Origin of the sequence: Novosphingobium nitrogenifigens DSM 19370 (genome assembly GCF_000192575.1) — a bacterium.
GTDB classification, from domain to species: domain Bacteria; phylum Pseudomonadota; class Alphaproteobacteria; order Sphingomonadales; family Sphingomonadaceae; genus Novosphingobium; species Novosphingobium nitrogenifigens.
In genome coordinates this window covers 387,644-411,568 of sequence record NZ_GL876935.1, presented here as the reverse complement: position 1 = coordinate 411,568, position 23,925 = coordinate 387,644, and the positions used below count along the sequence as shown (strand labels likewise).

22 protein-coding genes are annotated in these 23,925 nt (G+C 63.2%); 15 read left to right on the top strand and 7 right to left on the bottom strand.

Annotation, left to right across the window (positions count from 1 at the left end):
* Positions 1-5: 5 nt before the first annotated feature.
* Positions 6-1,271 (bottom strand): MFS transporter, encoded by a 1,266-nt coding sequence (locus tag Y88_RS18065; RefSeq protein ID WP_008071880.1) that lies wholly within the window; start codon positions 1,269-1,271, stop codon positions 6-8.
* A gap of 217 nt (positions 1,272-1,488) precedes the next feature.
* Between Y88_RS18065 and cyoA the strand changes: the two genes are divergently transcribed.
* The 9 genes from cyoA (at position 1,489) to Y88_RS18020 (ending at position 10,169) form a co-directional block, all read left to right on the top strand.
* Positions 1,489-2,685, top strand: a complete 1,197-nt coding sequence (gene cyoA / locus Y88_RS18060) for a ubiquinol oxidase subunit II (RefSeq protein ID WP_008071878.1) — start codon at positions 1,489-1,491, stop codon at positions 2,683-2,685.
* Positions 2,686-2,702: 17 nt separating this feature from the next.
* Entirely contained in the window at positions 2,703-4,718 is a 2,016-nt protein-coding gene (gene cyoB / locus Y88_RS18055; protein WP_026166878.1) for a cytochrome o ubiquinol oxidase subunit I, read from the top strand.
* Positions 4,715-5,353 carry a cytochrome o ubiquinol oxidase subunit III gene (cyoC, locus tag Y88_RS18050; protein WP_008071873.1) on the top strand — a complete coding sequence of 213 codons (639 nt, stop codon included), beginning with the start codon at positions 4,715-4,717 and terminating at the stop codon, positions 5,351-5,353. Before cyoB ends, cyoC begins: the two co-directional genes overlap by 4 nt.
* Entirely contained in the window at positions 5,350-5,736 is a 387-nt protein-coding gene (gene cyoD, locus Y88_RS18045) for a cytochrome o ubiquinol oxidase subunit IV (RefSeq protein WP_232281138.1), read from the top strand. The genes cyoC and cyoD overlap by 4 nt, the downstream gene beginning before the upstream one ends.
* Positions 5,733-6,458 (top strand): SURF1 family protein, encoded by a 726-nt coding sequence (locus tag Y88_RS18040; protein WP_018075546.1) that lies wholly within the window; start codon positions 5,733-5,735, stop codon positions 6,456-6,458. The genes cyoD and Y88_RS18040 overlap by 4 nt, the downstream gene beginning before the upstream one ends.
* A gap of 62 nt (positions 6,459-6,520) precedes the next feature.
* Positions 6,521-7,762: an ATP-binding protein gene (locus tag Y88_RS18035; RefSeq protein WP_008071867.1), complete on the top strand. Its 1,242-nt coding sequence runs from the start codon at positions 6,521-6,523 to the stop codon at positions 7,760-7,762.
* Entirely contained in the window at positions 7,762-8,304 is a 543-nt protein-coding gene (locus tag Y88_RS18030) for a response regulator transcription factor (protein ID WP_018075548.1), read from the top strand. Before Y88_RS18035 ends, Y88_RS18030 begins: the two co-directional genes overlap by 1 nt.
* 199 nt (positions 8,305-8,503) lie before the next feature.
* Complete coding sequence (locus tag Y88_RS18025; RefSeq protein ID WP_008071862.1) at positions 8,504-9,208, top strand: calcium-binding protein; 705 nt, start codon at positions 8,504-8,506, stop codon at positions 9,206-9,208.
* 70 nt (positions 9,209-9,278) lie between these two features.
* Positions 9,279-10,169: an LOG family protein gene (locus Y88_RS18020; RefSeq protein WP_026166879.1), complete on the top strand. Its 891-nt coding sequence runs from the start codon at positions 9,279-9,281 to the stop codon at positions 10,167-10,169.
* On the opposite strand, the gene thiD is transcribed toward Y88_RS18020, so the two are convergent.
* Genes thiD through glmM form a run of 3 tightly spaced genes read right to left on the bottom strand, consistent with a single transcriptional unit; the run spans position 10,145 to position 12,489 of the window.
* Positions 10,145-10,915 carry a bifunctional hydroxymethylpyrimidine kinase/phosphomethylpyrimidine kinase gene (gene thiD, locus Y88_RS18015; protein WP_008071859.1) on the bottom strand — a complete coding sequence of 257 codons (771 nt, stop codon included), beginning with the start codon at positions 10,913-10,915 and terminating at the stop codon, positions 10,145-10,147. The two genes, Y88_RS18020 and thiD, sit on opposite strands and share 25 nt — an antisense overlap.
* A complete protein-coding gene (locus Y88_RS18010; RefSeq protein ID WP_008071857.1) occupies positions 10,912-11,136 on the bottom strand; it encodes a DUF1272 domain-containing protein in 225 nt (74 codons plus the stop codon). The genes thiD and Y88_RS18010 overlap by 4 nt, the downstream gene beginning before the upstream one ends.
* A 15-nt stretch (positions 11,137-11,151) precedes the next feature.
* A complete protein-coding gene (gene glmM / locus Y88_RS18005; RefSeq protein ID WP_008071856.1) occupies positions 11,152-12,489 on the bottom strand; it encodes a phosphoglucosamine mutase in 1,338 nt (445 codons plus the stop codon).
* Positions 12,490-12,613: 124 nt separating this feature from the next.
* Between glmM and Y88_RS18000 the strand changes: the two genes are divergently transcribed.
* Positions 12,614-13,942 (top strand): dicarboxylate/amino acid:cation symporter, encoded by a 1,329-nt coding sequence (locus Y88_RS18000; RefSeq protein WP_008071853.1) that lies wholly within the window; start codon positions 12,614-12,616, stop codon positions 13,940-13,942.
* Positions 13,943-14,082: 140 nt separating this feature from the next.
* Entirely contained in the window at positions 14,083-14,700 is a 618-nt protein-coding gene (locus tag Y88_RS17995) for a superoxide dismutase (RefSeq protein WP_008071851.1), read from the top strand.
* Positions 14,701-14,763: 63 nt separating this feature from the next.
* On the opposite strand, the gene Y88_RS17990 is transcribed toward Y88_RS17995, so the two are convergent.
* Complete coding sequence (locus tag Y88_RS17990) at positions 14,764-16,008, bottom strand: AI-2E family transporter (RefSeq protein WP_008071849.1); 1,245 nt, start codon at positions 16,006-16,008, stop codon at positions 14,764-14,766.
* Positions 16,009-16,121: 113 nt separating this feature from the next.
* Positions 16,122-17,273 carry a GNAT family N-acetyltransferase gene (locus Y88_RS17985; protein WP_008071847.1) on the bottom strand — a complete coding sequence of 384 codons (1,152 nt, stop codon included), beginning with the start codon at positions 17,271-17,273 and terminating at the stop codon, positions 16,122-16,124.
* A 282-nt stretch (positions 17,274-17,555) separates the two neighbouring features.
* On the opposite strand from Y88_RS17985, the gene Y88_RS17980 reads away from it, so the two are divergent.
* From Y88_RS17980 to Y88_RS17965, 4 genes are all read left to right on the top strand, one after another.
* On the top strand, positions 17,556-18,881 hold the full coding sequence (locus Y88_RS17980; RefSeq protein ID WP_157132691.1) for a lipopolysaccharide biosynthesis protein: 1,326 nt from the start codon (positions 17,556-17,558) through the stop codon (positions 18,879-18,881).
* Positions 18,882-18,921: 40 nt separating this feature from the next.
* The gene (locus tag Y88_RS17975; RefSeq protein ID WP_008071844.1) at positions 18,922-19,494 is read left to right on the top strand and encodes an LbetaH domain-containing protein; all 573 of its coding nucleotides are present in this window, start codon (positions 18,922-18,924) and stop codon (positions 19,492-19,494) included.
* Positions 19,495-19,504: 10 nt separating this feature from the next.
* Positions 19,505-20,701, top strand: coding sequence for a glycosyltransferase family 4 protein (locus tag Y88_RS17970; RefSeq protein ID WP_008071843.1), 1,197 nt, complete (start codon positions 19,505-19,507; stop codon positions 20,699-20,701).
* Between the two features lie 176 nt (positions 20,702-20,877).
* Positions 20,878-22,947, top strand: a complete 2,070-nt coding sequence (locus Y88_RS17965; protein WP_157132690.1) for a right-handed parallel beta-helix repeat-containing protein — start codon at positions 20,878-20,880, stop codon at positions 22,945-22,947.
* A gap of 57 nt (positions 22,948-23,004) precedes the next feature.
* Here the strand turns inward: Y88_RS17965 and Y88_RS17960 are convergent, their stop codons facing one another.
* Complete coding sequence (locus tag Y88_RS17960) at positions 23,005-23,925, bottom strand: glycosyltransferase family 2 protein (RefSeq protein ID WP_018075551.1); 921 nt, start codon at positions 23,923-23,925, stop codon at positions 23,005-23,007.

Below are 23,925 nucleotides of genomic sequence, written 5' to 3'. Positions count from 1 at the left end.
GTGGTTTAGATCCCGCGCGCCAGTTCGCGGTTGAGCCAGAGGGCGAGCAGCGTCGCGAGGGCCCCCGACAGCAGATAGGCGCCCGAAGCCAGTAGCCCGTAATGGGCCGAAACCCACAGGGCCACGAGCGGAGCAAAGCCTGCGCCGACGAGCCAGGCAAGGTCGTTCGTAAGCGCCGCGCCGGTATAGCGATGGCGCAGCGGCAATTCGCCCGCGACTGCGCCGGACGACTGGCCAAAGCTCAGGCCCAGGATGACGAAGCCCACCATCAGGAAGGCGAAAGCCCCGGTTTCGCCCTGCGCCAGAAGCTGCGGGGCAAAGCCGCTGAACACCGCGATGGCGAGCGCCGTCACGGCGAGCAGCGTGCGCCGTCCGAAGAGGTCGGCCAGTTGTCCCGAAGCGACCATCGCGATCACGCCGATCATGGCGGCTCCCGCTTCGAGTACGAGGAAGCGCGTCGGGTCTTCGCCGGTAAACAGGTGGACCCACGACAGCGGGAAAACCGTGACCATGTGGAACAGGGCAAAGCTGGCGAGCGGGGCAAAGGCGCCGATCACGATCGTGCGCCATTCGCCTGCCAGAGTGCGCAGTGGCGCCTCGGTCTGAAGGTCGCGTTCCTCATAGAGCTTTTCGAATGAGGGGGATTCGACGATGCGCAGCCGGGCAAAGAGCGCGACGACATTGATCGCAAAGGCGCAGAAGAAGGGATAGCGCCAGCCCCAGTCGAGGAAGTCGGCACTGTCGAGCGAGCTGGTGAAGAACGCGAACAGCAGGCTGGCGACGATGAGGCCGAGCGGCGCGCCCAGCTGCGGGATCATCGCGTACCATCCGCGCCGTCCTTCGGGGACATTGAGCGTGAGGAGCGAGGGGAGCCCGTCCCAGGTTCCGCCCTGGGCAAAGCCTTGTCCGAGTCGGAACAGGGCCAGCAGCCAGACCGCCTCGACGCCGATCGAGTCGCGCCCCGGAACGAAGGAAATCGCCGCGGTCGAGCCGCCCAGGAGGACCAGTGCGATCGTCAATTTGACGCCGCGTCCGTACTTCTGATCGATTCCCGTAAACCAGATCGAGCCGACCGGACGGGCCACGAACGCAAGTGCAAAAATCGCGAATGAGGCCAAGGTGGCATCGAGCGGGGCCAGCGCAGGGAACATCAGTTTAGGAAAAACGATAACTGAGGCAATGGCATAGACGAAGAAGTCGAAAAATTCAGACGTCCGCCCGATGATCACCCCGACCGCAATATCTCCCGGCGTGACCGCGTCTTCGCGCATGCGATCAAAGGAATTCGGGCCGGCAGACGCAATTGGGGCCTCAATATCGAACCCGTAAGCGTTCATGGCATCTCTCCTCCCCGGATCTTTTTTCGGCGTGGCCCCGGGGTGGCTCGCTTCGCCAATTTCATAAATTGGCTCAATGTTTGACCAAAGTCAATGACTTGGACAAAATGTCCTATGGCAAGCACGGTTCGTCGCGCGTAGGTGCGCGACCATGCGTGAGAAATATCCATCTGCGTCCCGCCGCCTGAAACAGGCTGCACGCGGCGCTCTCGTCCTCCCGCTCGCTGCCCTGCTGTCGGGGTGCGATTGGGTCGTTCTCAACCCGTCGGGCGATATCGCGCGTCAACAGGCGAACCTTGTGGTCGTCTCCACCGCGCTGATGTTGCTGATCATCGTGCCGGTCATGCTTTTGACCGTGCTGTTCGCGTGGAAGTACCGCTCGGGCAACACCAACGCGACCTATGACCCGGAGTTCCACCACTCGGCCAAGCTCGAACTGGTGATCTGGTCGGCGCCGCTCGCGATCATCATCGCGCTCGGTTCGATCACGTGGCTTACCACGCACAAGCTCGACCCCTATCGTCCGCTCGACCGCATCGACGCCAACACGCCGGTCGCGCCGGGCACCAAGCCGATGGACGTCGAAGTCGTCGCGCTCGACTGGAAGTGGCTGTTCATCTATCCCGAACAGAAGATCGCCACGGTCAACGAACTGGTCCTGCCCGAAGGCCGTCCGGTCCGTTTCCGCATCACCTCCTCGACGGTGATGAACTCGTTCTACGTTCCCGCGCTCGCCGGTCAGATCTATGCGATGCCCGGCATGGAAACGAAGCTGCACGCGGTCTTCAACAAGACCGGCAACTTCAAGGGCTTCTCGGCCAACTTCAGCGGTTCGGGCTTCAGCTACATGCACTTTGCCACCCGCAGCGTGACGCCTGATGCGTTCAACGCCTGGGTAGGACAGGTGCAGAAGGACGGCGGCAACCTCGACCGCGCGACCTATCTCGAACTCGACAAGCCGAGCGAACACGTTCCGGTCATCCACTACGCCGCAGTTGCGCCCGACCTCTTCGACGCGGTGGTCAACATGTGCGTCCGTCCGGGCAAGCTGTGCACCGGCGAAATGGCGGCGATCGACGCGCGTGGCGGCACCGGCAAGGCCGGCGTCCTCAACGTCGCGGCGCTGACCTATGACAAGTTCGGTCGCGAACAGGTCACGACGGCAGCTCCGGGCATGGCCGATGCGACGGTTCGTCGCTTCGTGCGCGCCTATTGCGCCGACAACCGTCCGCTGCGTGCTTCGGTCGCGCGCGACGCGGTGCCTGCCTCGCTTGCCGCTCCGACGAAGTCGGGTCCGAAGTCCCAGACCCTGGGGCTCGTCACCACGGCTCGTCCCCCCCTTTCCTGAAATAGCGGACACCAATCATGCCAACACCTGACCAGCATTGGTCGTTCTTGCTAGGCCGCTTGTCGCTCGACTCGCTGCCTCTGCATGAACCGATCATCGTCGCCACTTTCGCCGGGGTCGCTCTCGGCGGCATCGCGCTGCTTGGTGCGCTGACCTATTTCCGTCTCTGGGGCTATCTCTGGAAGGAATGGTTCACCAGCGTCGACCACAAGAAGATCGGCATCATGTACATGGTGCTGGGTCTCGTCATGTTCCTGCGCGGCTTTGCCGACGCGCTGATGATGCGCATGCAGCAGGCGATCGCCTTCAACGGTAACGAGGGCATTTTCCCTGCCCACCACTATGACCAGGTGTTCACCGCGCACGGTGTCATCATGATCTTCTTCGTGGCGATGCCGTTCGTGACCGGTCTGATGAACTTCGTCGTTCCGCTCCAGATCGGCGCGCGCGACGTGTCGTTCCCGTTCCTCAACAACTTCAGCTTCTGGATGACCGCCTCGGGCGCGGCTCTGATCATGGCTTCGCTGTTCATCGGCGAATTCGCTCAGACCGGCTGGCTGTCCTATCCGCCGCTGTCGGGCCTGGCTTACAGCCCGGGCGTCGGCGTCGACTATTATATCTGGGCGCTGCAGATCGCGGGCGTGGGCACGACCCTTTCGGGGATCAACCTGCTCGCCACGATCATCAAGATGCGCGCGCCGGGCATGACCATGATGCGCATGCCGGTCTTCACCTGGACCGCGCTTTGCACCAACGTGCTGATCATCGCCTCGTTCCCGGTTCTTACCGCCGTTCTCGCCCTGCTCAGCCTTGACCGTTACGTCGGGACCAACTTCTTCACCAATGACTTTGGTGGCAGCCCGATGATGTACGTCAACCTCATCTGGATCTGGGGTCACCCGGAAGTCTACATCCTGATCCTGCCGATCTTCGGCGTGTTCTCGGAAATCACCGCGACCTTCAGCGGCAAGCCGCTCTTCGGTTACACCTCGATGGTCTATGCGACCGTCGCCATCACCATCCTCAGCTACATCGTGTGGCTGCACCACTTCTTCACCATGGGCTCGGGCGCGAGCGTCAACAGCTTCTTCGGCATCACCACCATGGTGATCTCGATCCCGACCGGCGCGAAGATGTTCAACTGGCTGTTCACGATCTATCGCGGTCGCGTTCGCTTTGAACTGCCGATGCTGTGGACGGTCGCTTTCATGCTGACCTTCGTGATCGGTGGTATGACCGGCGTCATGCTGGCGGTTCCGCCGGCCGACTTCGTTCTCCACAACTCGCTGTTCCTGATCGCCCACTTCCACAACGTCATCATCGGCGGCGTGGTGTTCGGCACGTTCGCCGCGATCAACTACTGGTGGCCCAAGGCGTTCGGCTTCAAGCTCGATCCGTTCTGGGGCAAGGTCTCGTTCTGGTGCTGGGTCCCGGGCTTCTGGCTCGCGTTCACCCCGCTCTACATCATGGGCCTGATGGGCGTGACCCGCCGTATGCGCGTGTTCGACGATCCGAGCCTCCAGCCCTACTTCATCGTTGCCGCTTGCGGCGCGTTGCTCATCGCTGCCGGTATCGGTGCCATGCTGCTTCAGTATGCGACCTCGATCCTCAAGCGCGACCAGCTCCGCGACGAAACCGGCGACCCGTGGGGTGGCCGTACGCTCGAATGGTCGACCAGCTCGCCGCCGCCTGCCTACAACTTCGCCTTCACCCCGATCGTCCATGACCTCGACACCTGGACCGACATGAAGGCCAAGGGCGTCGCTCGTCCGGTCGACGGTTTCCGTCCGATCCACATGCCCAAGTACACGGGCGCCGGTGTGATCCTGGCGGGTATCAGCACGGTCTTCGGATTTGCCATGATCTGGCACATCTGGTGGCTGGCCATCGCGAGCTTTGCCGCGATCCTGCTGACCGCGATCGCGCATACCTTCAACTATGACCGGTCGTACCACATCCCCGCCGAGACGGTTGCCCGTATCGAAGAGGAACGTACGCGCCAGCTCGCTGCGGTCGAAGGAGCTTCGGCATGAGCCAGTACAATCTCTCCGGGGCGAACGGTGCCGGCCTGACGGCACAGTATTACGACCTCAACGAACACGACCATCCCGAAGGCGGCAGCACGCAGCTCGGCTTCTGGATCTACCTGATGAGCGACTTGCTCATCTTCGCCATGCTCTTCGCAGCGTTCGCCGTCCTTGGCGGCAACTATGCGGCGGGGCCTGGTCCCAAGGATCTGTTCGAACTGCCGCTGGTGGCGTTCAACACCTCGATGCTGCTGTTCTCGTCGATCACCTATGGCTTTGCCATGATCGAAATGCAGAAGGGCCGCGTCGGCGGGGTTCAGTTCTGGCTGGTGGTGACGGCTCTGTTCGGCGCCACCTTCCTCGGGGTCGAGCTTTATGAATTCTCGAACCTGATCCACGAAGGCGCGACGCCGCAGCGCAGCGCGTTCCTCTCGGCGTTCTTCACGCTGGTCGGCACGCACGGTCTGCACGTCACGTTCGGCCTGATCTGGCTCGGCGTCCTGCTGGTCCAGCTTTCCCAGCGTGGTCTCGAAGAAGCCAACAAGCGTCGCCTGCTGTGCCTGTCGATGTTCTGGCACTTCCTCGACGTCGTCTGGGTCGGCGTCTTCACCTTTGTCTATCTGATGGGTGTTCTTCGATGAGCTCTGTCCATAGCGACTCGCACGGTCATGGGCACGACGCCCATCACGCCGATGTCCCGCACTTTTCCGTGAAGGACTACGCCACCGGCTTCGTGCTGGCGGTCATCCTCACGGTCATCCCCTTCTACCTGGTGATGACCGACGCGCTTGGCGACAAGTCGCTGACCACGCTGGTGATTGCCGGTTTTGCCGGTGTGCAGGTGATCGTTCACATGATCTACTTCCTGCACATGAATGCAAAGTCGGAAGGGGGCTGGAACCTCCTTGCGCTGGTGTTCACCTGCATTCTCGTCTTCATCGTGCTCTCGGGCGTCACGTGGGTGATGTATCACCTCAACCACAACATGATGCCCATGCCGCACAACATGAACGAACTGCCGTGACACAGTCGGCCGTGTCGTCGGGCAATTCCGGCACACGGCCGGTCGGACCGGCAGTGCTGCTGCTGGTCCTTGCAGTGGTCTTCGCCGGGCTGGGCGTGTGGCAAGTCTACCGTCTGGCCTGGAAGACCCGCCTGATCGCCGCTGTCGATGCCGCGATCCATGCTCCCCCGCTCGATCCTGCCCGCCTCCCCAATGGCGCGCTTGCCGACTGGACCTACCATCGGCTTGCGATGACCGGCCACTACCGGCTTTCGGGCACCACGCTCGTGACCGGCACGTCGACGATGGGAACGGGCTATTGGCTGCTCGTGCCGATGACCGGCAACGACGGGCGCACCATTTACATCAATCGCGGGTTCATGCCCGAAGGCACCAGGCTCGATGCGGCGCTGCGCACGGTCCCGACCGGTGAAGTGCGGGTCGAAGGCCTGCTGCGCCAGAGCGAGCCGCACGGCACGTTCCTGCGCTCGAACCTGCCGCAACAGGACCGCTGGTATTCGCGCGACATCGCCGCGATCGCCCAAAAGCGCGGCGTTGCGGTCGATAGCCGCCTGTTCATCGACAGCAGCGGCGAGACTCCGGTCCCGAGCGGCGAGGGGCAACCGGTGCCCGGTCTTACCGTGATCAATTTCCCCAACAACCACCTCGGCTATGCCCTGACGTGGTTCACCATGGGCCTGATGGCGGCAGGGGGGGCGATCGTGCTATTGCGACGGCGATAATGCCGTCCGATCCCGATCCCTCGCCAGCCTACAGGGCTTATCCTCCCGCCAGCGCGCGGAACATGCAACTGCTGATCCAGCTGCGCTGGATGGCGGTTGTCGGCCAGCTGGTGACGATCTGGTACGCCTCGCAAGTCCTGCGAATCGGCCTGCCCCTGCCGCAACTGGTGGCTGTTCCCGCTCTGCTCGGACTGGTCAACGTGGCCACCATGGTCATGGGCTGCGAGCGCGAGGGCTACAGCTATTTCGAGCTCATCGGCGCCTTGATGCTCGATGTCGTGGCGCTGACCTGGCAGCTCTACCTCAGTGGCGGCACGACCAATCCCTTCACGTTCCTGTTCCTGCTCCAGATCGCGATCGGGGCCATTCTGCTGCCGCCGAACTGGAGCTGGATCGTCTCGGCGATTGCGGTGCTCTCGGTCACGGCGCTCTCGTTCCGGTTCGTACCGATGGATCTGCCCGGGGAGTTCGTGCGCGATCCGCTGCGGCTCTATCTGGCGGGCAGCTATGTCTGCTTTTTCCTGATTGCCGCGCTGCTGGTTTTCTTCGTCATTGCCATCGACCGCAACCGGCGCCAGAGCGATGCCGCGCTGGCCGAGTTGCGCCAGCGCGCCGCCGAAGAGGATCATATCGTGCGCATCGGCCTGCTCGCGTCGGGCGCCGCCCATGAACTGGGAACCCCGCTCGCGACGATTTCGGTGATCGTGCGCGACTGGTTCAAGCATCCCGCCATTGCGGCGCAGCCGGACCTGATCGAAGAACTCGACGAGATGGAAACCGAGCTGCAACGCTGCAAGTCGATCGTCAGCGGCATCCTGCTGTCGGCGGGTGAGGCGCGCAGCGAAAATCTGGAAGTGACGACCCTCGACACTTTCGTGCGCGACTTCGCGGCGGAATGGGCCGCGCGCAGTGGCGGCGCGGTGCGTCTGGTCAATCGCATCGACCGGGATTTGCGCATCGTTGCCGATCGCGCCTTGCGGCAAGTGGTCGGCAACGTGATCGAGAACGCGCTCGAGGTTTCGCCCCGCCGGGTCGAAGTCGTGGCCGATATCGAGGACAAGCGGCTGCGGCTGGTCTTTCGCGACGAAGGGCCGGGCTTTTCCGAAGAGATGCTGGCCCGGATCGGGCGTCCCTATACCTCGACCAAGGGGCGGCCCGGCGGCGGGCTCGGCCTCTTCCTCGTCTTCAACGTGGTGCGCAAGTTGGGGGGGCACGTCGACGTGCGCAACCGCGATCAGGGCGGCGCGGAAGTGACGCTGGTCATTCCGCTCAAGTCCATTGCCACCACACGCGAGGCGGCGTGATGAGCGAGGTCGAGGAAAAACCCCGGCTGGTCATCGTCGAGGATGACCCGGCCTTTGCGCGCACCTTGCGCCGGTCGTTCGAGCGGCGTGGCTATGTCGTCCGGCATGTTACCAGCCCGGAAGAGCTTGGGGCCCTGCTCGCGACCGAGCAGTTCCGCTATGCAGTCGTCGATCTCAAGCTCGGCACGGCCTCGGGGCTGACGTGCGTGCAGATGCTCAATGAGCAGGACCCGGAGACCCGGATCGTTGTCCTGACCGGATTTGCCAGCATCGCGACGGCAGTCGAGGCGATCAAGCTGGGGGCAGCCCATTATCTGGCCAAGCCTGCCAATACCGACGACATCGAGGAAGCCTTCGCTCGCGACGAAGGCGATCCCTCGGTCCCGGTCGAGGGGCGGAAGAGTTCGATCAAGACGCTGGAATGGGAATATATCCACGCCACGCTGGTCGAATGCGATTTCAACATTTCCGAAACCGCGCGACGGCTGGGAATGCATCGCCGCACGCTCGCCCGCAAACTGGAAAAACGGCAGTTGCGCTGATTGCGGGCGGCGCTCGGTTTCGAGCATCGGAGTCGCGCTTCTGCAACAAGTTCCCGTCATGAGCGAGCCGCCGGACGAACAGGCGCGCGACGGACCCTTTGCGCACATTTGTCGGGAAAACGCGGTGGGGGCGGCCTGCGCTGGGGGGCCGGGCTGCTCCCGCCTTTTCGGGGCGAGCCAGGACGATCGGGGGGGCAGGATGAGCGCACCAGTCAAGACGGACAAGCCGATCTACACGCTCAAGGCGAAGCAGGCTGATCTCGTCTTCACCTCCGACACCACGCACATCGGCAACGGTAATGGTCTTGCCAATACGATGACCGGGGCCGGGGGCAACGACACGCTTTACGGCATGGGCGGCACGGACACTCTTTATGGGGGGATCGGCAACGACCGGCTTTATGGCGGGACCGGTGTCGATACCCTGTATGGTGGGAACGGGGCCGATCTCCTCTACGGGGGGAAGGGGGCTGATGTTCTTTCCGGGGGTAACGGCAACGATCGCCTGTTCGGCGGATTCGGGAACGACACGCTCGACGGGGGCTCGGGACGCAATGTCCTTTACGGCGGGGCAGGAGCCGACAAGTTCGTCTTCTCTGCGGCGCCGGGCAACGGCAATTTCAACACCATCGCCGATTTCCGCCACGCCGACGGGGATCACATCGTGCTCGACAGCAAGGTCTTCGCGGCGCTGACCGCAGGAACCCTTCCCGACGCGGACTTTGCCTCGGGACGCGGGGTTACGAGCGCGAAGACGGCCGACCAGCACGTCCTTTACGACACGCATACCGGCTATCTCTACTACGACGCCGACGGGGCGGGGGGAAATGCAGCGGTGAAAATCGGGCAGATCGGTACGGCCCTCCATCCCGATCTGACGGCGAGCGATTTCCTGATCGTGTGATCGATATCGGGTATCGGGCGAACGCCTTGTTTCCCTTGCGCAAGAGGCTGTGTCCGGCGACAAGACGGCAATGACGCAGACATCGAACGACGAGCATCCGAACCTTTCGCACCGCCGTTTCTACAAAGCCGAGCAGGAAGTCGGCTTTGTCGAGAGCCACCCCAGAACTTCGCCGCAGCAGCAGGACCCGGCCTATCGGCTGGCCTTTCGCGACACCGATTTCCTCCTGCGCGAGGAATTGCGGCCGATCCGTTTCCAGCTTGAACTGCTCAAGCCCGAAATGCTGCTCGATGAAGCCGGGATCGCCTCGACCCTGGTGATGTACGGGTCAGCGCGCATTCCGTCCCCTGATCATGTCGAACAGACGCTGGCGCGCGCAGACACGTCCGAAAAGCGCGCGGTGGCGGAACGGCTGGCGGCCAAGGCCCGCCACTATGACGAAGCTCGCCGTCTCGCGTTCATGGCCGCCAGCGCCAATATCGTCGAGGAAGGCCAGCGCCACTTCGTCGTCTGCTCGGGCGGCGGTCCCTCGATCATGGAGGCCGCCAATCGCGGAGCGACCGATGCGGGCGCCGAAACGATCGGTCTCAACATCACGCTGCGGCATGAGCAGGAGCCCAATCCCTACGTCACGCCGCACCTGTCGTTCCAGTTCCACTATTTCGCCTTGCGCAAGATGCATTTCCTGCTGCGCGCACGGGCGGTGGCGGTGTTCCCCGGCGGTTTCGGGACGTTCGACGAACTGTTCGAACTGCTGACCCTGATCCAGACCGGCAAGATGAAGCCGATCCCGATCCTGCTTTTCGGCAGCGACTATTGGGACCGGGTCGTCAATTTTCGTGCGATTGCGGAGGAAGGCCTGATCGGGTTCGATGATCTCGATCTCTTCCACCGCGTGGAGACGGCGCAGGAAGGCTGGGAAAAGATCGCCGATTTCTACGCGTTGGAAACCGGGGACTGAAAATCCCGGATCGCGGCGTGGCCCAGCGGACCATGGCCGCGACCCAGCCCCGGCGCCGCGAGCAAGGCGGCCCGGACGAATGCGCGGGCGTCCTCGACCGCACGTTCGAGCGAGGCCCCTTCGCCAAGGCGCGTGGCAATCGCGCTCGAGAGGGTACAGCCGGTCCCGTGCGTGTGGCGCGTGACGATGCGTGGGGCGGTCCAGACCCGTGCCTGCGCGCCGGGAATGACCAGGCGGTCGATGACATCGTCGCCTTCGGCGTCGCCGCCCTTGGCAAGATAGGCGATGCCGAGCGCATCGAGAGCCGCGTCGCCGCCCAGAGCCGCGAGTTCGGGCACATTGGGCGTGGTCAGCGTCGCGATCTTCATCAACCGTTCGAACGCCGCGATGGTCGCTGTATCGGCCAGGACCGAGCCGCTGGTGGCGATCATGACCGGATCGAAAACCACCGGAACGCCCAGCCGTTCGAGTCGGTCGGCGACAACGGCGGCAATCGCGGGCGAGCCGAGCATGCCGATCTTGATCGCATCGATGCCGATGTCCTGCGCGCAGGCGTCGATCTGGGCCGCGACCATGTCCGGTTCGACTGGCGTCACCTTGGTCACGCCACAGGTGTTCTGCGCCGTCAGCGCGGTCACTGCGGTCATGGCGTGGCCGCCGAGCATGGTGATCGTCTTGATGTCGGCCTGGATCCCGGCGCCGCCGCCCGAATCCGACCCTGCGATCGACAGGACGCGCGCGATCACTTCTTGAAGTGCTTCTGCGTCGATGGCGGATGTTTCGCGTGCAGCGCCTTGGCACGCGTGGGGCGGTCCATCAGTTCGCCGCCGCAATTGGGACAGCGATCGTCAAGATCCTCGGCACATTCGGCGCAAAAGGTGCATTCGAGCGAGCAGATGAACGCGCCGGGAGCATCGGCCGGAAGATCGATGCCGCACTGTTCGCAATCGGGACGCATTTCCAGCATGGTCTTGCCCCTTCCTCAAACGGCCTTGCGCACGGCGGCGCAGATGCGTTCGACCACTTCGGCAACCTGCTCGGCATCGTCGCCTTCGGCCATGACGCGGATCACCGGTTCTGTGCCCGACGGGCGGATGACCAGGCGACCCTTTCCGGCAAGTTCGCTTTCCGCCTCGGCAATGACTTCGCGCACGGTCTCGTTTTCGAGCGGCTTGCCCCCGGTGAAACGCACGTTGCGCAAAAGCTGCGGGACGGGATCGAACAGGTGCAGCACTTCGCTCGCCGGTTTGCCGCTGGAAACGAGTGCGGCCAGAACCTGAAGCGCGGCAACGGTGCCGTCGCCGGTGGTCCCGTGATCGGTCAGGATCATGTGGCCCGACTGCTCGCCGCCGACATTGTAGCCGCCCGCGCGCATCTTTTCGAGCACGTGGCGGTCGCCCACCGCCGCGCGGACGAGCTCGAGCCCGCGTGCGTTGAGAAAACGTTCGAGGCCGAGGTTGGACATGACCGTTGCCACGACGCCGCCGCCGCGCAACTGCCCTTGCGCGGCAAGGCGGCTGCCGATGAGGGCCATGATCTGGTCCCCGTCGACGGTATGGCCCTTTTCATCGACCACGATCAGGCGATCGGCGTCGCCGTCGAGCGCGATGCCGATGTCGGCGCGCACTTCGCGGACCTTGTCCTTGATCGCGTCGAGATGAGTCGAGCCCACGCCCAGATTGATGTTCTTGCCGTTGGGTTCGACGCCGATGGCGATGACTTCCGCGCCCAGTTCCCAAAGAGCCGAGGGCGCCACCTGGTAGGCCGCGCCGTTGGCACAATCGAGCACGATGCGCAGGCCGTCGAGGCGGACGTCGTGAGGCAGGCTCGCCTTGATCGCATGGATATAGCGGCCGCGCGCGTCCTCGATGCGGCGGGCTCGGCCGACCGCGTCGGCTGCGGCCAGCGGCAGGTCTTCCTCCAGCATGGCCTCGATCGCGAGTTCGTCCTCGTCCGAGAGCTTGAAGCCGTCAGGGCCGAACAGCTTGATCCCGTTGTCTTCGAACGGGTTGTGGCTGGCCGAGATCATCACGCCGACATCGGCCCGCATTTCGCGGGTCAGCATGGCGACCGCAGGCGTCGGCATCGGGCCGAGCAGCACGACGTCCATGCCCACGCTTGTAAAGCCGGCGGTCATCGCGTTTTCGAGCATGTATCCCGACAGACGCGTATCCTTGCCGATCACCACGCGATGGCGGTGTTCGCCGCGCTGGAAATACGTGCCGGCGGCCTGCCCGACTTTCATGGCGGTGGCGGCGGTCATGACGCCTGCGTTGGTACGGCCGCGAATGCCGTCGGTGCCGAAATACTTGCGCCCCATGCTTGTGACCCTTTGTCGACTCCAGGGAACGGCCGCGCAGAGACGGCCGAAAACGAAATTGTTGTTGATGCCCGATGCGCGGGACAATTGCCTGCGCCACCTACACCACTAAAGTAACTTGCGCATGAACCAGACACGTCCCGAAGGCAACGCGCCAAATGCCGCTTCCCCGGATACCGTTGCACCGGATACCGGGGCAGCGTCCGGCTTCATCCTGCCCGAAATTGCGCAAGTCCCGGCGGGCTGGACGTTCGCCGCGCTCAGCTTGGGGCTGGGCGGAGGGCTCGTCCTCGCTTTTGCCGCGCCACAGGTCATGCCGGGCGTGCTGGCTGTCGCAGGGCCGGTCGGCGACCTGTGGCTGCGCGCGCTTCAGGCGACGATCCTGCCGCTGGTCGCGGCGCTGATCTTTACCGGGGTAGTGCAGACGGCCAATACGGCCAGTGCCGGAGGAATGGCGCGGCAGAGCCTGGGGCTGTTTCTGGGCGTCCTTGCCTTTGGCGCGCTGGTTGCGCTGACCGTACCGACGCTGCTTCTGACGCTGTTGCCGATCCCGGCGAGCGCGGCCTCGGCCTTGCGGGCAAGTCTGGGGGCAGCCGTTCCCTCGACCTTGCCTGGGATCGTCGATTACCTGCGGTCGATCGTGGCGACGAATGTGTTCGATGCCGCCGCCAACGATCACATGTTGCCGGTGATCCTGTTCATGAGCGTCTTTGCGCTTGCGACGACCCGGCTCCATCCGGTCCAGCGCGATCTCATGGCCGGTTTCTTTGCCGCGCTGGCCGGGGCCATGCTGGTCGTGATCGGCTGGGTTCTTGCGCTCGCGCCGATCGGCGTGCTTGCGCTCAGCCTGACGGTCGCGGCCAAGAGCGGCCCTGCGGCCGTCGGGGCGCTGGCTCATTACATTTTCGTGGTCACGGCTTCGGGCGGCGTGGTGTTCCTTGCCGCCTATCCTTTCGCGGCGCTGATTTCGCGCCTGCCGCTGGGGCGTTTCGTGCGCGAGATGATCCCGGTGCAGGTCTTTGCCCTGTCGACGCAATCCTCGCTCGCTTCGCTGCCGTCGATGCTGGGTGCCTGCGAGCGGCTGGGCGTGCGGGTGACGACGGCCGAATTCGTGCTGCCGCTGGCAGTGGCGCTGTTCCGCGCGACGAGCCCTGCGATGAACCTGGCTGTCGTCGTCTATGTCGCTCATTGGTATGGCGTGCCGCTGTCGCTGGGCACGATGGCGACGGGCTGGGCGATGGCGGTCCTCGTCTCGCTCAGTTCGGTCAGCCTGCCCGGGACGATCAGCTATGTCGCGACCGTCGGGCCGATCGCGTTGGCCATGGGCGTGCCGGTGGCGCCGCTCGCCCTGCTGGTCGCGGTGGAGATTGTTCCCGATCTGATGCGGACGCTGGGCAATGTCACATTCGACGTTGCCGTGACCGCAGCCGTCGATCGCAAAGCCGCCGATTGAACAATCAAGCAATCATGCGATCAGCTTGATTGAAAAAACTGACTGGAAAACCCAGAGACAAGGAGTACGGCCGGTGGGCGTCGTTTCAATGGCGACGCCAAATCGCAACCGTCCAACCGCCACATCCCAACGGAGCGAACATGGCTATCATCCTTTCCCCGCTGCCTTATGAAGACACCGCGCTGGCGCCCGCCATTTCGGCGACCACGGTGCAGACTCACCACGGCAAGCATCACCGCACTTATGTCGATCGCACCAACACCGCGATCGAAGGCACCGAACTTGCCGACAAGAGCCTCGAAGACATCGTCGCGGCCGCCATTGCGACCGGCAACAAGGGCCTGTTCAACAACAGCGCGCAGACCTGGAACCACGGTTTCTACTGGTACAGCCTGAGTGCTTCGGCCACGGCTCCCGAAGGCGAACTGGCTGCTGCCATCGACGCCTCGTTCGGTTCGCTCGACGCGCTCAAGGCCGAGCTGGTCGCGCAGGGTACCGGGCACTTCGCTTCGGGCTGGGTCTGGCTGGTTGCCAAGGACGGCAAGCTGTCGGTCGAACAGACTCACGACGCGGCGAGCTATGCCGAACTCTCGGGCAACCCGCTGCTCGTGATCGACCTGTGGGAACACGCCTACTACCTCGACCACAAGAACGTGCGCCCTGACTATCTGAAGCAGATCGTCGAAGGCCACATCAACTGGGCTTTCGCGGGCGAAAACTTCGCGCGCGGCACGCTCTGGAGCTATCCGGCGGCCTGATCGGACAAATCTCGTGCGGCGGGCATCAGGCCTGTCGCACGGGAATTGCCGCACGGGAATTGCTCATTCGGGGGAGAAGGCTTCGTCGGAGTGGGCCGGGTCGGAATGGGCCGATGGCGCATGGTGATCGTTGCGCGCGGGATCGGACAGGCGACCGGGCTGGAACAGCGGTTCGCCGAACAGGAAGCCGAACAGGTTCGGCCGTCCGAGGTGATCGATCAGCGACGACAGCGTCAAGAGGATCGGCATCGACAACAGGGCGCCCAGAACGCCCCAGACCCACGTAAAGAAACTGAACGAGATCAGGATCGACACCGGGTTGAGCGTGAACCGTGCACCCAGGATCGATGGCGTGACGAGATTGGCCTCGATCGCGTGGAGCGCCAGGAACGCGAGCGCCGGGACCAGCCCCAGCACCACCGTATTGGCGGTGCCCAGCCCCACCAGCCCGAGCAGGAAGAACATCGTCAACGGGCCCATGTAGGGCAGGAAATTGAGCGCGAAGGCAAGGCCTCCCCACATGATCGGCGCGGCAAGGCCCCACCACGAAGCGCCGATGAAGACGATGAGGCCCAGCGCCAGATTGATCTGCGCCACGGTCAGGATGTAACTTGCCACGCGATCCTGCACGTCGCGCATCACGCGGGCCATGCGCACCGACGAGGAATAGTTCGCCCGTTCGCGCAAGAGCCGCCGTCGCATCCGCATCCGCGAGGCGATCATGAAAAACGTCATCAGGATCGTGACCATCGCCTGCAGCACGACGCTGGGCGTGGCGATGGCAAGGCGTTCGATGACGGTCGGTTCGGCCAGCGTTACCGGGCGGGGGGAGGCATTGCTGAACGATCCGGTCACGCGCGAGATCTGACGGTCGACTTCGTTGACCCAGGCCAGGTTCTCGCGCACTTCGGCAAAGCGGTGGGCAACTACGCGCGCCATGGCCGGAACCGAATCGACCATGACGAAGGCCGGTTGCAGGATCAGCAGCAGCGAGATCCCGATCACCGCGACCATGACCAGAATGGCAACGATCGAAGCCAGCATGTTGGGCACGCCGATGTGCGTCAGGCGATCGGCGAGCGGCGACAGCACGATCGAGAGTACGAGTGCGGTCATCGGCGGCTGAAACACCACCGCGCCAAGCGACAGGACGAAAGGCAGGGCCATGAGCAGGCCGGCGAGCAGCAGGAGGACGATCGTCGATTGCAGGCGAACCTGCTGGCGCCGCAGTGCAGCATCGCTTTCGATCAGGCTGACAGGGATGAATGCGCCCTGTTCGCAGTCCTCGCTTGTCCGGGGCTCGCTCATGCGAGGCTATCTGCGGCTTGTGCGGCAACCAATCAAGGCTGCCGCTCGCGCATGTCGAAAAAGGACGGGGGCGGAATGATCGGATATGCGATCCGTCCTGCCGCCCGGCATTGTCACAAGGCCCTTTCGTAGATCACGTATTCCTTGTTCACATGGCTGTCGATGGCGTCGGCAATGGCGATCATGCCCTGGTTGTCGTCGAGAATCCATCCGATCTCGCCTCGACTGGCGCCGTAATTGGCGACCGAGTTGCGGCGGATATATTCGATCATCATGAAGGCCAGCTGGCTGGCAAGGCGCGAGGACTGCAGCTTCTTGCGCACGCCCATCAGCGGCACGCGCATGGTGCGCACGCGCGGCTTGTTGAGCCAGCGCAGCAGCTTGATGAAATTGAACGGAAACAGTTTCCCGTTCATCGGTTTGATGACTTCGTTGAGGTCGGGCAGCGTCATCATGAACGCGACCGGTTCGCTTTCGTATTCGGCGATCATGATCAGGTCTTCGCGGACGATCGGCTTGAGTTTCTTGCTCGCATAGGCGATTTCGGTGTCGGTGAAGGGGACAAAGCCCCAGTTGTCCGACCAGGCATCGTTGAGAATGCCGAGGATCAGCGCCGCTTCGGCATTGAAGTCGGCTTTGTTGATCCCGCGAATGCGGATCTTGGGGTTCTTTTCACCCGACTGCACGATGCGCTGGATCAGCGGCGGGAACTGCTTGGAAATATCCAGTTCGTACGTGCGCAGCGCCTTGGCGGGGGTATAGCCGAGCGCCTTGATATAAGTGTTGTAGCGTTCCGGCTGGTGCCCCATCATCACGGTCGGCGGATGATCGAACCCGAGCGTCAACTGGCCCGGTTCTTCCCAGATCGACATCGACAGCGGCGCGAGCACGCGGGTCATGCCCTTGGCCCGCAGCCATTCCTCGGCGCGCGCGATCAGGGCGCGGGCAATGGTTTCATCTTCGGCTTCGAGCAGGCCCCAGTTGCCGGTGCCGGGCCCCATGCCCTGAACCGGGTCCATCGCCACGGCCAGGCGATCGATATGGGCCGAGATGCGCCCGACCGTGCGGCCGCCGCTTCGAGCGAGGAAGAACTGCACATCGGCATGTTCGAAGAACGGGTTCTTGCCAGGGGTGACGAGCTCCATCGCTTCCATGCGCAGTGGCGGAACCCAGTTCGGGTCTCCGGCATTGATGCGATAGGCAAGGTCGACGAATTCCTTGCGTTCGCGCGCGGTCGCGATCGGTTCGATCGTCAGGTCAGCCATCGATGTCCCTTTCCTTCGCGGCGGATCCTTTCCGGTTCATTTCGACCGCGATCATTGCTCATGGCCATTGCCCTGCCTTGGCTGGACATGCAAGCGAGGTGCGCAGGACTGGAGGCAACAACGACAGTTTATAGTTAAGTCCGTTTTGACTGTTGCCTTGCTTAGGAGGACCCCTTAGCAACCGTGCTGCACTTGCGGCATCGCATTCGCGAAATGGCATCGGGACCGGGGCAGGTATCCGGTTTGCCGTTCGGGGCCACACAGGACCGGGAAGTCATATCCATGTCTGCGCGTAAACGCTTTGCCAGGTCGATCGTGGCGCAAGTCTATGCGCAGGCTTCGACGATTCTTGTCCAATTGGCGCTCGTGCCGATCCTGATCAAGGCTTGGGGAACCACGCTTTACGGAACCTGGCTGCTGCTCTCGGCGGTGCCGTTCTATCTGACGTTCAGCGACTTCGGCTTCACGTTCATTGCCAAGAACGAAATGGTCATGGCCGTGGCGGCGGGCAACAAGCGGGCCGCCGTACGCACGTTCCAGAGTGTCTTCGTGATGCTGAGTGCGGCGATCCCGCTCGCTTTCCTGCTGATCGCGGGACCGGCCACGCTGCTTGACCTGTCCAGCCTGTTGTCCTTGCGCGGCTATCCCAATGCCAAGGCGCATGTGGTCTTTGCCCTATTGGTCGCCAATGTCGCGCTCTATCAGTATTTCCCGTTGATTTGCGGGGGGATACGGGCGGAAAACCGTCCGGCGACCGAGGCGACCTGGGCCGCGACCTCGCGTTTGTGCGAAGGGCTGGCGATCGCGGCGGTCGCCTTGTCCGGTGGCGACCTCATCGCGGCGGCGATGGCGGCGATGGTCAATCGCATTGTCTTCCTGATCGGCAGCTATGCCTGGATGCGGCGTCTGTCGCCATGGGTGGCGTTCGGCTGGAGCGAAGCGCGGATGTCGGAAATCCGCCGGTTGTTCCATCCCGCTCTTGCCTACATGTTCATGCCGGTCGCGCAGGCTCTGTTGATCCAGGGACCGGTGCTGATCGTCGGGCACATGCTCGATCCGGCGGCCGTCGTGATCTTTTCGACCAGCCGCACTTTGGCGCGACTTGGGACGGCCGCGACGAACATGCTCAACAATTCGTTCGTGACCGAATATGCTGCCTTGGCGGGGAAGGACGACCTTCCCGGATTTCGCAAGCTGTTCCGGGGGCAGGTGATGGCCAGTCTTGGTGCCATGGCGGCTTATGTCGTGGGGATCATGGTGCTCGACGTGCCGCTGATGCGCCTGTTCACCCACGGCAAGGTTTCCATTATCGAACCCTTTTTCGCGGTCGTCGTCGCGAGTGTCGTTGCCGAAATGTTGTGGGCGACCCTGTTCACGCCGATTTCGGCCGTCAATCGCCACCGTTCGGTGACGTACTGGTATCTCGGATTCTGCGTCTGTGGTGTTGCCGCCATTTATCCGGCAGCGCAGCATTTCGCATTGGCAGGGGCGGCGGCAGGGGTGCTTGCGGTCTATCTGGCGATCATTCCGGTCACTGCGCTGGTCAGCCGTCCGACCCGGCTTCTGGCGGGGCATGCCGCCCGGATGCACTCGGCATTTCGGGCGTAGGCGGCGTTTCGGGCATAAGTCATCAACGGGAGAGAACGCGATGGGCGACGTGCACAAGCCGCTGGATGCGGAAAGTTCCGCCTCGCGGGAAGGCGGGCCGAGCTTTTCGTTGCGGAACCGGATCGAGCGGATCGTCTGGCAGATCGCGTGGGCGGTGCTCGCTTCCTGGACGCCGCCGCAGGCGCGCGGCTGGCGCCGCTTTCTGCTCCGCGCGTTCGGGGCCAAAGTGGGGCGTGGCGCGAATATCTACAGTTCAGCGACGATCTGGCATCCGGTCAATCTCGAATTGGGTGAGGGTGCGACGATCGGACCGCGCGTGCGCATCTACAACCAAGGGCGTATTTCCATCGGCGCCGAAACGATCGTCAGCCAGGGGGCCTACCTCTGCGCCAGCGGGCACGATTACAACGATCAGCACTTTCAGCTCGAACTGCGCCCGATTCATGTCGGCGCGGGGTGCTGGATCGCGACCGACGCATTCGTGGGGCCGGGGGTGACCATCGGTGACGGGGCAGTTTTGGCCGCCCGGGCCGTCGCGGTCCGCGACATCGATCCCTGGACCATTTGCGGAGGCAATCCCGCCCAACCGATCAAGCCGCGTCCGCGCGGTTGAGGAGGCGCTTATGACCGGCAAGGCAAAACCCGTCCGGCTGGCGATCGTGGTCAGCCATCCGATCCAGTACTATGTCCCGCTCTATCAGCGCCTTGCCCGCGATCCCGATATCGCGCTCAAGGTCTTTTACATGAGCGACATTTCGATCCGGGGTGGCTTCGATCCCGGTTTCGGTGGAGAGGTCAAATGGAACATCGACCTTCTCGAGGGCTATGACCACGAATTCGTCGGCAAGCATTACCGCTCGATCAATCCCAACCGTTTCACCGCGACTGTCGTGCCGGAACTGTTCGGCAAGATCCTGCAGGGGCGTTTCGATGCCGTGCTGCTGAACGGCTATGCGCAGGCGGGCAATCTCTTCGCGCTGGCAGGCGCGCTGCTGAGTCGTACCAAAGTGCTGGTACGCTCGGATTCCAATGCCGAGCTGCTCGCGGGCAAGCCCCAGCGACTGCCCAAGCGGCTTTACGTGAAGGGGTTCTTTGCTGCCTGCCACCGCATGCTGGTTTCCGGGCAGCGCAATCGCGATTTCTATCGCTATTGGGGGGTGCCGGATCGCAAGCTGATCCTGGCGCCGTTCACGGTCGACAACGATCGCTTCTATCGGGACAGCCGCCTCGATGCCGATGCCTGCGCGGCTTTGCGGCACTCGCTCGGATGTCCGGATGATCGTCCCATCCTGCTGTTCGCGTCGAAATTCGTGCGACGCAAGCAGCCCGACCTCACCATCCGTGCTGCGGGAGAGCTCGCCCGCGCGGGGCATCGACTTCATCTCGTCATGGCCGGATCGGGCGAGATGGACGAGGAATTGCGCGCCATCGCTGCGGAATATCCCGAGCTCTCGATCCATTTTACCGGTTTCGTCAATCAGGCGGAAATGCCCCCGCTGCTGGGCGCTGCCGACGTTTTCGTGTTTCCTTCGACCGGAGAGCCGTGGGGGCTGATCGTCAACGAGGCCATGGCCGCCGGATTGCCGGTCATTGTCGGCGATGACAGTGGATGCGCGCCCGATTTGGTCGAGCCGGGCGTCAACGGCTACCTTACCCAGGCGCGCGATCTTGACAGCATTCGCCGGGCGATCGAGCCGCTGGTTGCGGATGCAGGTTTGCGAGCCTCGATGGCTCAGGCCAGTCTGAACCGGATCTCTCGCTGGAGCCTTCGCGAAACGGTTGAGGGCGTGCGCCAGGCGCTGGGCCTTTCGAGGGCATGAAACCGGCCGCGGGAATGAAACCGGGGCCAACCTTACCTAAAATTCATGCGCTGGCCCAAGGCGGGGGGAGGAACATTCGGTACCAACGGGCACTGTTTCAGCGTTGGGGTTCAGCGTTTGGCCATCGGCGCCGGAATACCGCTCTGACGGGCGTCTCATCAGCAGGAGAATATGACATGGCGAATGAGCGACGTTTGCGCTCCATCGGCCTTCCGGCGTTGTTGCTGGCTGTTTTCCAGGGTGTGGGGCCAACGCATTGCGGGCCATCTTTCGGATCGCCGGCGGATGCCCGTCTCGGCGACGAAGTGCTGCCGCCTTCGTTGCAGGCCCGAGAGAATGTCATAACTTCGCACAATCGGGCTCTGGAGGCTCTGGTTGCAGAGCCCGCCCCCGTGGGGCCTGTCGTCACGCTCGACGATGCCGATGTGGTTGCCGCTGCGCGCGACAGCGCGGCGAAGGCCGGGCGCAGTGATCTCTATTTCGATTATTTTCGTTTTCGCACCGCCATCGACAAAGTGCGGCGGACCGCAGCAGGGCGGCTCGACATTCCGGCCGGGACCTATCACCTCTATCCACCGCCCGGCTTCCCCAACAATGGCGGCATCATCGATATGCGCGAGTTGTCCCACGTGGTGGTCGACGGGCACGGGGCCTTGCTCCTGTTCTCCTACGTGGGGCGGGCTGACGCGCCGCTTGCGGGGATCCATCCGCGCTCGGGCATTCATGTCACTGGCGGGCAAGGCGTAGTCGTTCGCAATCTGACCATGGATTGGGACGAAACGCTGGCGGTGCCTGTGACCGTGTCCGCCGATGGGGCGGGCGGAACCCAGCAGTTGCACGTCGATCCGCGCTATCCGATCGATTCGGGGGCAACCTTGCCGATCCGGGCCGTGTTTCCCTTCAAGGTCGGAACCCGCACCTATTATCCCTCGCGCGAGATGGGGCCTGCGGAATCGGTCGTTTGGAGGCGCTGGTACAACGGCGGGCGACGGCCCTATGTTTGCGCGCCGCCTGCTGCCGGAGCATCGGCGGCCGATTGCTTCCGCTACACCGGGCGGCAGACTTATGCGCTGGGCCCCAGTCAGAGGTTCGATCCGTTTCCGGCCGAACCGGGAAACTTTCTGGCCACGGCCCGTGACAATGCTTTTGCCGCGATCCTGATCGATGGGGTCGCCACCGACGTGAGAATCGAGAATGTAACGATCTGGTCTTCGCCCGGAGCGGGGATCGTTGTCATCAACGGCGGGCCGGGTATCCGCATCGCCGGAAACCATATCGTGCGAAAGCCTGATGCGTTGCTACGCCCCGGTGAAGCTCCGCGCCTGATTTCCACGCTTTCCGATGGGATTGACATCAATTCTGCGGGCGGCGGTGTCGTTATCGAGAACAACGAAGTCGCCAATCAGGCCGATGACGGTCTGAATATCGTCGCGTCGCTGCGTCCGGCGCAAGTGACCGGCGCCGATAGCGTGACCGCCAAGGGCGGGGCTGTCGGCACCTATTTCCGTGCCGGAGGGAAGGTCGATATCTACGCCGCGAAAGGCAATGCCCTGCTGGCCACGGATATCGCGATCACGTCGGTGGCGCCGGCCGCGACACCGGGGTTCTATGCTCTGACCCTTGGTGGGCTTGCGCAGCCCTTGCCGCAGGGCGTGCCGCTCCTGTTGCGGGTCCATGATTTCGGGAGCACGAATTTCATCGTCCGCAACAATTACTTCCATGACAACATGGAACGCGGGATTGTCGTTCACGGGCAGGACGGGCTGGTGGCCGGAAACCGGATCGAGCGGACCGCTGAAAGCGGGATCCAGGCGGTTTACGACAATGTGACCGGCAATCCGGAAGGCGCCGCGGTCAGCAATCTTATCATTCGCGACAATGTCATTCGTGATGTGTGCCTGCACTGGTTCGCGCCGGAGGGCCGTTCGGTTGCGCTGCCTGCCGCGATCGCGGTCTATTTCGGCCGCCGGACCGATTTCCGGGGGAATGACTTCATGCCCGGAAATGTGCTGGCTCGCCATATCGCGATCACCGGCAACACTGTGCAGAATGTGCCGGGGCCGGGCATTTTCGTGTCGCAGGCGCAGGACGTCACAATCGCGGGGAACACTCTGACGGCGACCGGACGTCATCCGTTCGGCGTTCCGGCACTCGACAATCGCTCTATCGTTGTCGAGGAATCGAGCGATTTTCACGTCGAGGGCAACACGGCTGATCACGAGTCATTCGTCTCGATGGAGCACTGATCGGCCGCGTGCTGACTGATACTGATTGCTGGGAACGGTGCTCACCGCAAATCGGTATCAGTCGTTCCCCAATTTCTTGCCGGTCAGTTCTTCCAGCTTGTGCAGGCGGTCCTTGCGCGTTTTCAACGGTCGCAACTCGCGATCGTATTCGACGACTTTCGCTGCGACGAGGAAACGGTACCAGAACCCTTGCAGGAAGTGATAGATCAACCCGCTCTGGCCGTCGAGAAAGCCGCGCTGGATGATGTAGCGATAGAGGAAATAGCCTGTCGGCCCGACCCAGAAGGGCAGGCGATTGTAGATCTTTTCCTTGATGAACCGTTTGGACGCGGCCTGGAACGACGCGCTGCGAGTGCTGACAGTGTGTTCGAAGGCGAACAGGCGATAGCGGATGTTGAGCGCGTCGATTGCCTCGCGCGTCGCATAGCCGTTGTGCTTCGTCGTGAAGAACGTCAGGTCGTTGAGATTGACGTCGGCAAAGGGATTGTCGAACGTGACCGTCTCGCCGCGATCGACGATGATGTGCTCGTCCATCCAGCGGTCCTCGATCCGCCCCATGCCGCGTCGCCAGATACGAAGCAGGACCAACGGATAGCGTCCGCCGTGGCGGACCCAGCGGCCCATGAAGATGTGCTTGCGCTTGAGATTGATGCCGGTCACCGACGAAGGGAGGCCCGCGAGCCGTTCGCGAATTTCGGCGGCAAGCGGTTCCTCGATCACTTCGTCGGCGTCAAGGCGCATGATCCAGTCGGCGGTGATGGGGGCGTTGTCGAGACCCCACTGGAATTGCCTGGCATAATTGATGAAGGGATTGGTCAGCACGACCGCACCGAGAGAGCGGGCGATTTCCACCGTTCGGTCGGTTGAACCCGAATCGACGATGTAGACCTGTTGTGCGAACGAGGCGACGGACTGCAATGCACGTGCGATATGCCGCTCTTCGTTATGGGTAAGGATCAGGACATCGAGCGTGGCCAT